The organism is Allobosea sp. 01N443, assembly GCF_056399325.1.
This window is the reverse complement of record NZ_JBFTRC010000039.1, coordinates 21,847-35,652: the sequence shown is the minus strand read 5'-3', so window position 1 is coordinate 35,652 and position 13,806 is coordinate 21,847. Positions and strand designations below refer to the sequence as shown.

At 64.5% G+C, this 13,806-nt stretch carries 10 protein-coding genes; 7 read left to right on the top strand and 3 right to left on the bottom strand.

The annotated features are described in order from the left end of the window. Positions 1–192 precede the first annotated feature (192 nt). Both AC1DRP_RS12730 and AC1DRP_RS12725 read right to left on the bottom strand, forming a co-directional pair. Positions 193–1,428, bottom strand: coding sequence for an MFS transporter (locus tag AC1DRP_RS12730; protein WP_476768637.1), 1,236 nt, complete (start codon positions 1,426–1,428; stop codon positions 193–195). A gap of 206 nt (positions 1,429–1,634) precedes the next feature. Beyond that, positions 1,635–2,522, bottom strand: coding sequence for a LysR substrate-binding domain-containing protein (locus tag AC1DRP_RS12725; RefSeq protein WP_441507835.1), 888 nt, complete (start codon positions 2,520–2,522; stop codon positions 1,635–1,637). Between the two features lie 245 nt (positions 2,523–2,767). Between AC1DRP_RS12725 and AC1DRP_RS12720 the strand changes: the two genes are divergently transcribed. The 5 genes from AC1DRP_RS12720 to AC1DRP_RS12700 all read left to right on the top strand — a co-directional run bounded on the left by AC1DRP_RS12720 (position 2,768) and on the right by AC1DRP_RS12700 (position 8,781). After that, positions 2,768–3,511, top strand: coding sequence for a helix-turn-helix transcriptional regulator (locus AC1DRP_RS12720; protein WP_441507836.1), 744 nt, complete (start codon positions 2,768–2,770; stop codon positions 3,509–3,511). An 82-nt stretch (positions 3,512–3,593) separates the two neighbouring features. Then, complete coding sequence (locus tag AC1DRP_RS12715) at positions 3,594–4,301, top strand: HAD-IA family hydrolase (RefSeq protein WP_441507837.1); 708 nt, start codon at positions 3,594–3,596, stop codon at positions 4,299–4,301. Positions 4,302–4,379: 78 nt separating this feature from the next. Beyond that, complete coding sequence (locus AC1DRP_RS12710; protein ID WP_476768636.1) at positions 4,380–6,797, top strand: heavy metal translocating P-type ATPase; 2,418 nt, start codon at positions 4,380–4,382, stop codon at positions 6,795–6,797. A gap of 348 nt (positions 6,798–7,145) precedes the next feature. Continuing rightward, entirely contained in the window at positions 7,146–8,417 is a 1,272-nt protein-coding gene (locus tag AC1DRP_RS12705) for a hypothetical protein (RefSeq protein ID WP_476768635.1), read from the top strand. A 16-nt stretch (positions 8,418–8,433) separates the two neighbouring features. Beyond that, a complete protein-coding gene (locus AC1DRP_RS12700; protein WP_441507840.1) occupies positions 8,434–8,781 on the top strand; it encodes a hypothetical protein in 348 nt (115 codons plus the stop codon). Positions 8,782–8,796: 15 nt separating this feature from the next. On the opposite strand, the gene AC1DRP_RS12695 is transcribed toward AC1DRP_RS12700, so the two are convergent. Next, a complete protein-coding gene (locus AC1DRP_RS12695; RefSeq protein ID WP_441490290.1) occupies positions 8,797–9,786 on the bottom strand; it encodes a radical SAM protein in 990 nt (329 codons plus the stop codon). 135 nt (positions 9,787–9,921) lie between these two features. Here AC1DRP_RS12695 and AC1DRP_RS12690 point away from each other — a divergent pair, with 135 nt between their 5' ends. Next, positions 9,922–10,440 (top strand): hypothetical protein, encoded by a 519-nt coding sequence (locus AC1DRP_RS12690; RefSeq protein ID WP_441490289.1) that lies wholly within the window; start codon positions 9,922–9,924, stop codon positions 10,438–10,440. Positions 10,441–10,617: 177 nt separating this feature from the next. Further along, complete coding sequence (locus tag AC1DRP_RS12685) at positions 10,618–13,788, top strand: ATP-binding protein (RefSeq protein ID WP_441507841.1); 3,171 nt, start codon at positions 10,618–10,620, stop codon at positions 13,786–13,788. The last annotated feature ends 18 nt before the right edge of the window (positions 13,789–13,806 follow it).

The following is a 13,806-nucleotide window of genomic DNA, read 5'->3' as shown; positions in this document are numbered from 1 at the left end:
GCCAGGCCATCTGGATCGACGAGGCGCGGGGCGTCCTGCTCGGCGGCTCCGATCAGCGCAAGGACGGCATGGCGCTCGGCTACTGAGCCTGGCGCCGGCACACCGAGCCCGCTCGGCGTATGATATGAACAGGGCCCGCCTGGCACAGGCGGGCCGCTTTGCGAGAGCTGTCTATCGCTTTGTAAGAGCTGCCTATCGCGGTCTCGGCCCGATATCCGGCATGGACGGTGGCCGTGTGCTGCGCTCGGAGCCGAGGCTTGCCGCCGGCGGCTTTTTCAACAGCCGCACAGCGAGATAGCCGACGAGGCCGGCCGATAGCAGGCCGATATAGGCCAGCAACGCCTGCGGCCCGAACACTTGCATGAACCCGGTGGCGACGATCGGGCCGATGGCTGCGCCCGTTCCCCAGAGGAAGAGCAGCCCGGCCGAAAGGCYGACCGCCTGATCCTGCCCCAGCCTGAGATAGGCATGCGTGACCGCGACGGTGTAGAGCGCAACGCTGCAGCCCCCGATCAGCGCGAAGAGGGTGTAGGACCAGAGCTTGGCGTGCGGAGCATTGGCGAAGAGCACGGCGCCGAGCGCTGCGGCAGCGAGCGTCACGATCGTTGCCGCGCCCAGCATGATGATGCGGCTGTCGATCCGGTCGGCCATCAGGCCGATCGGCCATTGCAGGATCAGCGCGCCGATCTGGATCGAGGCGGTCAGCAGGATGGCCGATTGCTGGTCGAGACCGATGAGGATGCCATAGGCCGGGGCGACATTGGTCAGCACCCCGCCCATCAATCCGACGTAAAGACAACCGACGACGGCAGCCGGGGCCTGGAGCCAGAGCGTCTTCAGCTTGACCGAGACGAGCTCGTGCGATTCCGGGGCTCTCGTGCGCGTCAGCCCGACCGGGATGAGCGCCAGCGAAAAAGCGGCGCTCGCGATCAGGAAGATGTCGTGGGATTCGATGGCGACATAGCCGATCCCGATCTGCGAGCCGATCAGTGCGAGGCGATTGAGGATCTGGTAGGCGCCGAAAATCCGGCCGCGATGGCTCGAAGGCGCCTGTCCGCTGATCCAGCTTTCGATGCAGATGCCGTGCCCGGCTGCGGCCACGCCCATGATGAAGCGCGAGACGCCCCACCATTCCACCGGCATGGCCGGAAAGCTCAGCGCAAGCACCGATTGCACCGCGGCAAAGACCGCAAAGCCACGGATATGGCCGATCCGCCGGATCAGCGAGGGGATAGCGAAACAGCCGAGCAGGAAGCCGAGCGAATAGGCGGAACCGACGATGCCGATGAGGAGAGGAGGCTGCTTTTCGACCGCCAGGCGCAGGGGTACGACCGTGTGAATGATCGTGCTTGCGATCTGCAGGATCAGGGCACCGGTGACGATCGCACCGAGGGCTGCGACAGAGCCGGTCTGGCTTTTCTCCGTCACCGGCCTGTCCACCCGTCGGCGAGCCGCTCGTCGCGGAGCTGGGGCAGCGAAGACCTGGCGGCCGGGGCGAGGATCCTCATCGAACTATTTTCGTCAGGCGGGCTGATTCGGGGTGAGCGCCGGAGATGAATAGCATCGTGACCGATGCTTCGCTTAGGAAAACTGTTTCCGAGGGCGGGATTATTCCCTTGTCGGCTCGCCCGACGCTAAGCGCGCAGCCCCTTTGCCAGAAACGAGACGACCGCGCGGACGCCGGGGAGCTGCCCGCGCCGATGTGTCGTCAGGATCGAGGTCGTGACCGTGCCGGCTGTCCAGTCCGGCAGGACGCGCATGATTTCGCCGGCATCGATGGCCCTTCGGCAGGCGACCTCCGGCAGGCATGCGATCCCAAGCCCGGCCTTGGCAGCTCCGAGCAATATCTGCGTTTCGTCGGCGATGAAGCGCCCGAAGGGCGCGGCGAGCACCTCCTGGCCTGCGCTGTCGTGCAGTCGCCAGATCTTGGCGGAGGGGGAGACCAGGAGCCCGTCATGCACACTGAGATCGCCTGGCACGGCAGGAGCGCTCCGCTGGCTGAGATAGCCCGGAGACGCCACCAGTATGATGGTCACCGTGGCGACCTGCAACTGCACGAGCCCCGAATCCGGCAGTGGCGCGAAATGGCTGCGCACCGCGATGTCAAATCCCTCCTGGGCCAGGTCGACGAAGCGATCGGTGGCATGAAGCTGCACCGTCAGCTTCGGATAGGCTGCCACAAGCGCCGGTAGGCGTTCCGCCAGGTAGAGCTGCGCTGTCGGGACCGATGTCGTGACCCGCACGGTGCCGCTGGGCTCGGCCTGGCGCCGGCGGACGATGCTCTCGGCGGCTTCCGCCTCGATCAGCGAGGCGCGCGCGTGCTCGTAGAAGTCCCGCCCGAGTTCAGTCAGCGTGAAGCTGCGCGATGTCCGGTGAATCAACCGTGTGGCGAGACTGGCTTCAAGCACGGCGACGCGCTTGCTGATCGTCGATTTGGGCATGCCGAGGCGGCGTGACGCCGACGCGAAGCCGCCGCTGTCGACGGCCTGGACGAAGAGATGAAGGTCGTTGAGGTTGAGCATGGGGCGATTTCATCATCCACCGCTGTGGACTTTCGGCTCTGGTATGAGCGATTGCCGCCGCAAGGTCCATGAACTCATCGCAGGCGAGCCAGGGAATAGCGCCCCAGGACTGGCTCATTTGCTTCGGTTTTCCGTCGAATGATGCTTGCGAAGCGGCCCTTCTCTGCCCATTTTGCCGTGCTCATGCCGGCGCTTCCCCGGGGTGTCGAACTTCGGGCACAGAACTTCGAATGGGGAGGCTGCGGATGCGCCCGATCCTGTCGCTACGATCCTATCCGCCACATGAAACGGAGCACGCGCACGACTGGCATCAGATTGTCGTGCCCGTCGATGGCACCATGCAGATGCGCATCGCGGGGCAGGATGGCATCGTCGATGACAGCAGCTTCGTGATCGTCGCCTCGCAGGCGCGCCACCGTTTCACGACCCCGCATCATGGCCATTTCGTCGTGCTCGATGTTCCGACCGGAGCGGGCTTCTTTGGCCTGCCGGATCGCCTCGTCCACCAGGCGGAGGGGCAGCCATTTCACCCCCTCGACGCCGGATTGCGGCATCTCGCGCATTACATCGCCCATGATGCGGCGGCGCCTGCGCGCCGATCGGACCTGCTTGATCGGCTCGGCGGCATGTTGCTCGAGGCGGTGGCGGAACGGTCCGGCGATCGGCTGCATTGGCCGCCAGCGCTGGAGCGTGCGGTCTCGCTGCTCGGTCATGGCTATGATGCGACGCTGACCGTCCAGCAGCTGGCAGTCGCCGCCGGCGTGTCGGTCAGTGGCTTGCATGCGCTGTTCCAGCGTTGGATCGGTATGTCGCCGGGGCGCTATCTCGCCGATCTGCGCCTGCGGGAAGCCGAACAACTGATCCGTGAAACCCGGCGTCCGCTTGCCGAGATCGCGCTTGCAGTCGGGTTCAGCGATCAAAGTGCGCTGACGCGAAGCCTGCGTCGTCGGCGCTCGACCACTCCCGCGGCATTGCGACGTGGAGATTGAGCCCAAAGGTTTGGAAATCGGGACAAGAGCGGGAATCGCCGCCGGTCTATGACCGTCACCAGAGAGATGATGGAGACGGCCCATGAAGCTGCGTGATTTCACCACCCTGACCTTCGATGTTTACGGCACCCTGATCGACTGGGAGTCCGGTCTGCTGGCGCAATTGCAGCCTTGGCTGAACGCCAGGGGGATTGTCGTCCGTGACGAAGACCTGCTCGCCGAGTTTGCCCGGCTCGAAAGCCAGTGGGAGGCTGAACAGCCGCGGCTGCTTTATCCCGAGATTCTGGAGCGCGTGCATGGCGACCTCGCCAGGCATTTCGGCACGCCGCCTGATCAGCTGGCGGCCCGGGAATTCGGTGCTTCGGTCGGGAACTGGCCGGCCTTCCCCGATAGTCGCGAGGCTCTGCAATATCTGGCCAGGCACTATCGCCTTGTCGTGCTCTCCAATGTCGACCGCGCGAGCCTTGGCCGCAGTGCGGCCTTGCTCGGCACGGAGTTCGACCTCCGGTTCACCGCGCAGGATATCGGCTCCTACAAGCCATCGCTCGCCAATTTCGAGTACATGCTGGCCCATGTCGGCGAGGACAAGGGCAAGATCCTCCACGTGGCGCAAAGCCTGTTCCACGACCACGTGCCGGCCAGCGCAATGGGGATCAGCAGTGCCTGGATCGACCGCCGTCACGACAAGGGGGGCGGAGGCGCAACGCTGCCACCGAAGGATATGCCGCGCCCAGCCTGGACCTTCCGGAGCTTGGCTGAATTCTGCGAGGCGCATGCTGCGGAGCGGTGAGGGGCAGGCTTGACCTTCCCACAATGGAAGGTTGCACGATGCCGCCGCTATCGCGGCCGGATTGTGCAAAGGAATATCATGGCGAATGCCCCGAAGGAGACGTCTCACGGTGGTCACGAGGCCCATGTGGGCCATGCCGCCCACCATGGTAACCACGGACATGGTGCCCATGTCGGGCACCAGGATGCCGGGAAGACGAATGAGGGGCAGGTCAAGGATCCGGTCTGCGGGATGGCGGTCGATCCCCACGAGACGACACACCGCGCGCAGCACGGAGGGCGGCCCTATTATTTCTGCTCCTCTGGCTGCCAGTCGAAATTCGAGGCTGACCCGGCTCGTTACGTCGATCCAGAGCTAGCCGCGGCAACCGATACCGCGCCGGAGGGGGCGACCTACACCTGCCCGATGCATCCCGAGATCAGGCAGATCGGGCCGGGTTCCTGCCCGATCTGCGGCATGGCGCTCGAACCGGTTCTGATGACTGCTGAAGCACAGCCCAATGCCGAGCTGGTCGACATGAGCCGGCGCTTCTGGATCGGCCTCGTTCTCGCCCTCCCGGTCGCGATCCTGGAAATGGGTGGGCATCTGCTCGACCTTGACCACCTGATTCCGCGTCACCTCTCCAACTGGATCCAGCTCGCCCTGGCGACGCCGGTGGTGCTGTGGGCTGGCTGGCCGTTCTTCGAGCGCGGCTGGCATTCGCTGGTCAGCCGCAACCTCAACATGTTCACGCTGATTGCGATGGGAACGGGCGTTGCCTGGGTCTACAGCGTCGTGGCGACGTTGATGCCCGGGATCTTCCCGCCGGCCTTCCGCGGGCATGACGGCTCGGTCGCAGTTTATTTCGAGGCCGCGGCTGTCATCACGGTGCTGGTCTTGCTCGGGCAGGTGCTCGAGCTGCGCGCGCGGGAAAGCACGGGCGGCGCCATTCGCGCCCTTCTCGATCTTGCTCCCAAGACGGCCCGGCGTCTGAATGCCGACGGCTCCGAGGAGGAGATCCAGCTCGATACGGTGCAATTGGGGGATCGTCTGCGGGTTCGCCCTGGCGAGAAAGTGCCCGTGGACGGCGCAGTGGTCGATGGCCGCAGCGCTGTCGACGAATCCATGGTCACTGGCGAATCCATGCCCGTGACCAAGACTGTCGGCGACGCCGTGATCGGCGGCACGATGAACCAGTCCGGCGGCCTCGTCATCGAAGCGCAGAAGATCGGGCGCGACGCCATGCTGTCGCGGATCGTGTTGCTGGTCTCGGAAGCCCAGCGCAGCCGCGCGCCGATCCAGCGCCTGGCCGACCAGGTCTCTGGCTATTTCGTGCCGGCCGTCATCGCCATTGCCCTGCTCGCCTTTGCCGCCTGGGCCATCTGGGGGCCGGAGCCGCGCCTTGCCTTCGGGCTGGTGGCTGCGGTCTCGGTCCTGATCATCGCCTGCCCCTGTGCGCTCGGCCTTGCGACGCCGATGTCGATCATGGTCGGTGTCGGGCGAGGGGCCCGGGCCGGCGTGCTGATCAAGAATGCCGAGGCGCTTGAGCAGATGGAGAAGATCGACACGCTTGTCGTCGACAAGACCGGCACGCTCACCGAGGGGCGGCCGGCGGTCACCGCGATCCGGCCGGCTTCGGGATTTTCCGAGGCCGACATTCTGCGCCTTGCCGCCAGCGTGGAGCGGCCGAGCGAGCATCCCCTGGCGGTTGCGATCGTTGCATCTGCCGAAGCCAAGGGCGTTACGACGGCGGCCGTGACGGACTTCGATTCCCCGACCGGCAAGGGAGCGTTGGGAACGGTCGAGGGCCAGCGGATCGTGCTCGGCAATGATCGCTTCCTGGCCGAGCACGGCGTCGATGTGTCGGGCCTCGTCCAGATCGCGGACGACCTGCGCAGGGACGGTGCGACGGCGATTTTCATGGGCGTGGACGGCAAGCCCGCTGGCGTGATCGCCATTGCCGACCCGGTCAAGGCTTCGACGCCGGAGGCTCTGTCGGCGCTGCGGTCCGAGGGGATACGCGTCGTCATGCTCACCGGCGACAACCGTACCACGGCGCAAGCCGTGGCCCGCAGGCTCGGCATCACCGAGGTCGAGGCCGAGGTTCTCCCAGAGGACAAGAGCGCGGTCGTGGCGAAGCTCAAGCGGGAGGGGCGCGTGGTCGCGATGGCGGGCGACGGCGTCAATGACGCGCCGGCTCTGGCTGCAGCCGATGTCGGCATCGCGATGGGCTCCGGGACCGATGTCGCCATCGAGAGTGCCGGCGTCACATTGCTCCAGGGCGACATGACCGGGATCGTGCGTGCCCGGCGTCTGTCTGAGGCCACGATGCGCAATATCCGACAGAACCTGTTCTTCGCCTTCGTCTACAACGCGTTCGGGGTGCCGGTGGCGGCAGGCGTGCTCTATCCGATCTTCGGCTTGCTGTTGTCGCCGATCATCGCAGCGGCCGCGATGGCGTTGTCCTCGGTCAGCGTGATCGCCAATGCCGCGCGGCTGCGGGCGGTGAAGTTGTGACCGATGCGAGCCGGCCGCGGCCGTATCCCCGCTCCGGCTCGCTGGCGGCTTGCCGGTGGCGAGCGCCGAGAGGGCGCAGGAACACGGTCAGACATGTCCTCGGGCCGGAATGCGCCCGGACGGTGCGCCCATTCTTCGTCTTGGTTCGGATTTGAGTTCCTGACGCAGATCTGAGGGAAGCATCTCGTAGCGTCACTACAGCATTGCCTGCGTCAGTCGTTTGAGAGATGCTGTCATTGCGGTTTGGGATGGTCGCGTCGTTGTTGCCCCATCCCTGCCGGCCTGTCGCTTGGATGAGCAAGCCTGCCTTACCCGCAGAATGTGAGAGCGTTCTCGACCGGAGGCGAAATGAGCTACGTCGCTGATCGTGACAAGCAGCAGCTCGCGCAACTCGACGAGCAGATTTCGCAGTTCATCGCGCGCTACAGGCAGCACAGACCGGCGCGGCGCAAGACGGTCATCCTGTTCCCGGGAGGCATGGGATCCAGCATCAAATGGGCGACCACGACCCAGGGCAATACGCCCTATTTCTACAATCTGATCTGGCTGGATTGCCCCATCCTGACCGGGGGCGCGCTGCTGCTCAAGATGAAGGGCGATGACGATGCGGGCCGGCATTTCGTGATCGCCGATGGCTGCGTCCGGTTTCCTCCGGTGCTTACCCCCTACGACGATTTCCTGAGCTGGTGCACAGCCAGGAAATTCGATTGGTTCGTCTTTGGCTGGGACTGGCGGCGCGATCCCGAGCTCGTGGCGCGCTTCTTCCTGAAGAGCTTCGTGCCGAAGTTCCGTCAACGGGTCCGCGAGGAATGCGGCACCGATCCCTTCGCCGATGTGACGCTGATCGGGCACAGCTTCGGCGGCATGGTCGTCAAGCTGGTCCTGAACCAGGGCGGCTCGCATGTCGCAGCGGTCAGGCGGGCGATCAGCGTCGGGTCGCCCTTCTACGGCTATGCCGGGCAACTGAACCGCTATTTCAAGGGCGACCCCGACCTGGACAGGCTCTCATGGTCCTACGACCCGCGCAATCTGACCCAGTTGATCTCGTCGTTGCCGGGGCCATACACGCTTCTCTACCTGGACCAGGCGACCTTCCAGCGTGACCAGGCGGCGTTGGCTGCCGATCAGAACTATCCGCTGTCGCGATATCCGGTCAGGGACCGCGATACCGGCGCGATCGCCGATCCTTACAACCCCGGGAAGAACGGAACCCAGGTGCGCTACCCCGTGAACTGGGGCTTCAGCCRTGCCGCCCTGGGCCGGGGCAACACGGTCTATGAGAATGTGGCGCTGCCGCTCGGGGCGGCCACGAAGAGCAAGTTCTACAATATCCGCGGCGTCCAGCAGCGCAGTGGAAGAACCGTCGACGAGACGATCCTTGAGCAGACATGGGACTGGATCGACCCCGCCTTCGACCCGAACTCCGATCCGTCACCCATTGTCGATCACTCCTGTTGCCCGGGAGATGGCGTGATCCCGGCCTGGTCCGCGCGTCTGGTCTCGACCCCCGCGGCCAATGTGCGCACCGTGACCGGAGACATTGACCGGGACAGTCTCGAGCATATGGATCTGATGCTGAGCCCGCAGATCCGCGCGCAGATCCTCAACATCATGCAGTAGCTTGGCGAGGTGCGTCATGGCCGTGAAAACACGCAAGCCAAAGTCCCCGCCGCCTCCTTTGCGTGCCTCCCGGGACGAGCTCAACAGGTTTCTGGACGGTCTCCAGGCTGCCCAGGCGGAGGCTGCCGGAGACAGCACCAAGCTCCGGACGGCGACGCTCGCGCACATCGCCAAATACAGTCTGCCTGAATTGCAGGGACTCATCGGCAGGGCCTATGTCGATGCGCCCAAGAGCGCCAGCCAGAAGCTCGGTACGATGCCGAAGGATGGCGGGCCTACGGAAGAGGAAGGTTCGCCCAAGGTTCCACGACCGCGCTCTCCAGCCCCGAGGGGCAGGGCCAGCCCAAAGCCGAAAGGCAAGTGAGCCTGGAATGCTGCGCTATTTCTCCGGCCGCATGGCGACGATGCCGGTGTCCAGGGGAGGCGAAACCGGCAGAGGTCGTGCCGTCGCCTTGGGTTTCCGGCGGGCTTCGGCATAGGGAATGAGCCAGAGGCTCGGCTTGCCGTCGCCATCGGTGAGCGCGATCGGCTCGAAATAGCGGACGCGATCCTCCGGCGACAGATCGTCCGGATGTTCGCCATATTGCGGGTCGAGCGTATCGCTCCCAGCCAGATAGGTGCGCGGTCGCGCCGGCGAGGACTTTGACCAGGTAAAGCAATGAAAGCTCGCCGAGGCGATGATGTACCATCGCATCGGGTTGAACGAACGGCTGTGGCGGAGCCTCCGCAAGGTCTTGAGCAGGATGCGCATGCGCCCGACCACGGTCCAGGGACGCCGGAAGATCCGTTCGAGAAAGGCGACGATCGGCTGAGCCGGTTCGGCAAGCTGCGCGTAGCAGATCGTCTCGCCGTCCAGGTCCCGGAAGCGAAGATTGGGAGCCAGGCGCCCGCTCTCCAGATCCTCCCAGAAGAGCTGGGTTCCGGCGAGAGGAGCAACGACGCTGAGATAGGTCGGCATCGGCATCAGCGGGTTGTCGGCGATGGCTTCCATGGCCTGCTGCATCTCCGCAGCCGTCTGGTAGCGAGGGTCGAAGAGATAGCCGTAACCGACGGCAATGCCGTGCCCCTCGGCGAAGGCGACGTCATCGATGACATTCTGGCGCCGGCTGAGGTTCTGGGTCTTGTTGTAGCGGCGCAGAAAGCTCGCATCGAGCGATTCAATCCCGACGAACAGCCCGACGCATTTGGAGGCGGCGAAGGTCTCGATGAGCGCGCGGTCCTGGACGACGTTCTGGGTGACCAGCGCGCCCCAGCCCCGCACCTTGGGATGGTCGCGCAGGAACTCGCAGATGGCCAGCATATGGGCCCGGTCATCCGAGAAATTATTGTCCAGCAGCATGACCATCGGATACCAGCTGCGCATGCTCAAGCGGGGGCTCGATTGCAGCGCGCTTTCGAGCGACGCCTTGAAGCTGGCTAGCCCATGGCGAACATGCGCCCCGACTTCCGAGGGGATGACGCAAAAGCTGCATTTGAAGCTGCATCCGCGTGAGGTCTCCGCAAGATGCGTGCTCGGATTGATGCCGCTTTTGCGCAAAAGGCTATAATCGACCGTGTAGTCGGAGATTTGTGCAATCGGAGAGCGGTAGATTGGTCGGAGCGAGCCGGCCAAATAATCGTTAACGACATCTCTGACGCAATCGACGCCGCCGGCGCAGACGACATCGAAGAACTGCTGAGCGAATTCCGGGAAAAGCGTGCATACGCTCCCGCCGGCAACGACCGTCGCTCCACTGCGTCTGAAATGATAGGAGAGTTGCCGCAGTCGATCGAAGTCGGGCTGAAGCCCCGTGAGGAATACGAGGTCGTACTTGTTGCAATGTGCAGGGTCGAATGGGCCGTGCCAGTCTTCATGATAAAGCACGACATCAAATCGCTTTGCATCGATCAGTGCAGCAATATGCAGACCTGCGATAGGTTGCATGAAATGCGTCGAGCGCCGTTTGTCGCGACCAGGCCGAAGATGGGCGCAAATGACGACCGTTTTGATCGTCTGTGGTGCGCCGGGACTGGCTTCGGCTGATGTTCGGGAGAAAAGACGCGATATTCTTGAGGCAGGCATGAACGGTCGCCCCCCGTATACTGGCGGAAAAACTAGAGACAGCTAGGTAATGACTTCACTCTATGCGCATATGCGGCCATATTCAAACTGACGAGACAGTAGCCGAGCGCCGACTTTCGCGACACAGGAGCCTGTGCGATGACGATGAGCGAAGCCGAGCCTCGAAAACTTGTGTCGGAGAGGCGCTACGTCACGATCGTCTTCGTCGACCTCGTCGGTTACACCCAGTTGTCGGAGCAGCTTGATCCGGAAGAGCTCCGTCTCGTTCAGCGCCGCTACCAGCAACTGACCCTGACGACCATGGAGCGCTATGGCGGCTTCGTTGCGAGTTACACGGGCGACGGTGTCCTCATCTTCTTCGGCTATCCCACGGCCCGCGAGAACGACGCGGAACGGGCCGTCCGTGCCTCCCTCGAGCTGATGGAGCGGATCAAGACGCTGAACACGAGCATCGAGGATGGCACCGTTCCGGATATCGCAGCGCGTATCGGCGTTCACACGGGCCTCGTCGTGATGGCTCCGGCCCGCGTCAGCAGCGGCTCCAGCGAACTCGGTGCGGTGGGCGAGGCCATCAATCTCGCGGCGCGACTGCAGGCTGAGGCCGCGCCTGGGACGGTCGTGGCGACCCGGGAGGTCACCGACCTCACCGCCGGGCTGTTTGAAGTCAGGGCCCTCGGCCCAAGAGCCATCCGGGGCCTTTCGCGTGAGATCGAAGTCTTCGAGATTGCTCGTGAGCGATTGGGAACGGCGCGGCGCCGAGGCAGGGTCGCGAGCAGTGTTCCGATCGCTGTCGGCCGGGAAAGCCATCTCCAGAGCATCCTTGCGCGCTGGACCAGCGCAACGAGCGACAGGCGGGCGCAGTTCGTTCTCGTGGCCGCGGATGCAGGAGTCGGAAAGACGAAGGTCATCACGGAGATCTGCGGTCATCCGGCGCTCTCCGATGCAGCGATTTACATGACCTATTGCCATGAGCTGTTCGCGAGTACGCCGCTCTACCCGGTCGCGAGCTTTCTCTGGGCACGGGCTGGTCTCAAGTTCGAGGACGACAACAAGGTGCGCGGCGCGAAGATCGGCGCCGTCCTGGACGAAATCGGCCTCAACACGCCGGAGAACAACGAAATACTGGCAAGCCTGATCGGTTTGGCTGCAACCGGCATCCGCGAGCAGTTTGCCCCGGCCCCGACAATGTTCAAGCGCAAGCAGTATGAGTTCGTCATCTCGGTCATCGTGCGCACGGCCCGCCGACAGCCGACCCTTGTGGTGATCGAGGATGCGCATTGGCTCGACCCGTCCTCGGCGGAGCTCTTGCGGGAACTCCTCGTAGCCGGGGGCGATGAGGCACTGATGGTCGTGGCCACCGCACGGCCGTTCCCGCGCGCCGAGGGATTGCCGGAGCCCGACGAAGTCGTGACGTTGGAGCCGTTGTCGGGGGAGCAGAGTCTCGCACTGGCGCACGCGATTCCGGGTTCGGAGGAGCTGCCTCCCGAAAAGATCGCGCAGGCGGTCGCTGCCGCCGAGGGCGTTCCGCTCTTTGTCGAGCAGTTCGTGCTCTCCTTGATCGACGAACACATCCAGACGCCTCATCCCATCCGCAAACCGTCGAATGTCCCGCTTCTCCTCGCGGAACTCATGTCCGAGCGGCTCGATCGGCGTCCGGGTGCCCGACCCGTCGTACAGGCCGCGGCGTGTATCGGTCGTTCCTTCACCCCGGTATTCCTCGCCCACGTCCTGGAGAAGGGCATCAGGGAGGTGATCGCGCCTGTCGAGGCGCTGGTCGACGCCGAGATTCTCCTGCCCAAGCGCATAGGCGGGGAAATCCGCTACGAGTTTCGGCATTCATTACTTCAGCGCATGGCTCATGAATCGATGCTCGCCACCGAACGGCGCGCGATCCATGATCGCATTCTGGGCCTGCTCGATCAGGGGGACGGCGTCGATATCCCCTTGCCTGAGGTCACTGCGCACCATCTCACCGAGGCGGGCCGCTACCAGGAGGCAGTCAAGGCCTGGCTGAGGGCTGGGGCGAGCGCCGGACAGCGTTCTGCCCATATCGAGGCGATCGGGCATATTCGCCACGGCTTGTCTCTGCTCGACAAATTGCCGGAGGACATGGCGCGGACGACGCTCGAGCGCGGCCTTCAGGCGGCGCTGGTCGGCTCCATCACCGCCGCGCAGGGGCCGACATCGTCAGGTTTGCTGCAATGCTGCAAGCGCGGGTTGGAGCTTTGCAGCGAAGACGAGCCCTCGGCATTGATGTTTCCGTTCCTGTTCGGAAAGTTCACTTTCGCCAATTGCAGCGGCGATGTGCCCGAAGCCGCGTCGCTGGCCCAGAACTTCCTCGATCGATCCGAGCGCGCGGACTATGGCTCCGGCCGAGCCATCGGGCACCGTCTGATCGGCATGGTGCGGCTCGGCCAGGGCAAGGCCGACGAGGCGATCGAGCATCTCGAGCACTCCCTGCTCATCGGAGAGCGTGATCGCGACGAGGCCAGTACATTCATGTTCGGCCAGAACACCGAGATTCACACCAGATCACTGCTGAGCCTCGCTCATTTCTGCCTCGGCAATGTCGGCGAGTCCCTGCGCATAGGCATCGATGCGCTTCGCTCCGCAGACGCCTTGCGGCATCCTCATTCCGCGGCGATTCCGATGTCCTATGTCGGTGGCTGGGTCTTCGGGCTTTCGAAGGCGACCAATGAGCTGATGCAGGAGGCAGGGCGGCTGGTGGCCTTGTCGGAGCAGCACGGGCTCGCAGGCTTCCGGGCCCATGGCGCGGCGTTTCTGGGCTGGGGGCTCTGCCAGAAGGGTGATCTCGCGCGCGGCGCGGCAACCATGCAGAGGGCGATCGCGGCATTCGAACGCGTCGGTTACGTATTGTCCCTCTCCGGCTATCTCGCCAATCTCGCCGAAGCTCAGCTTCAACTCGGGCAGTTGGCGGAGGCGCAAGCCTCCTGCGACCGGGCGATCGCGTTGATGTCGCGAAGCGGTTCGCTGTGGCTGGAGCCGGAGCTGGATCGGATCCAGGCCGGCATCATGGCCAGGGGCGTGCGGGCGCAGCAGCAGGATGCGGAGGCGGCACTGCGCTCGGCGGTGGAGAAGGCAAGGCGGCTGAACTCTCCCGTGCTGGAGCACCGCTGCCTGGCGTCCCTCCGGGATCACCTCAGGCCGCAGGGCCTCGACCCCGAGGTCGAGGCGCGTCTGGAGGCTCTCGCACGCTTTGACGATCTGTCCGGGACTGTGTCGCGCGCCTTGCGGGAGACGGGCGCTGCGGCTGACCTGTCTCGTGTCGCCAGCCAGATGGTGTCATAGGCCGCTGATGCGGCATGA

What these genes read in the sequence shown, in the direction of transcription:
- AC1DRP_RS12725 (WP_441507835.1), bottom strand. Translation starts at nt 2,522, where the DNA reads ATGCTCAACCTCAACGACCTTCATCTCTTCGTCCAGGCCGTCGACAGC.
- AC1DRP_RS12720 (WP_441507836.1), top strand. Translation starts at nt 2,768, where the DNA reads ATGCGCCCGATCCTGTCGCTACGATCCTATCCGCCACATGAAACGGAG.
- AC1DRP_RS12715 (WP_441507837.1), top strand. Translation starts at nt 3,594, where the DNA reads ATGAAGCTGCGTGATTTCACCACCCTGACCTTCGATGTTTACGGCACC.
- AC1DRP_RS12710 (WP_476768636.1), top strand. Translation starts at nt 4,380, where the DNA reads ATGGCGAATGCCCCGAAGGAGACGTCTCACGGTGGTCACGAGGCCCAT.
- AC1DRP_RS12700 (WP_441507840.1), top strand. Translation starts at nt 8,434, where the DNA reads ATGGCCGTGAAAACACGCAAGCCAAAGTCCCCGCCGCCTCCTTTGCGT.
- AC1DRP_RS12690 (WP_441490289.1), top strand. Translation starts at nt 9,922, where the DNA reads ATGCGTGCTCGGATTGATGCCGCTTTTGCGCAAAAGGCTATAATCGAC.
- AC1DRP_RS12685 (WP_441507841.1), top strand. Translation starts at nt 10,618, where the DNA reads ATGACGATGAGCGAAGCCGAGCCTCGAAAACTTGTGTCGGAGAGGCGC.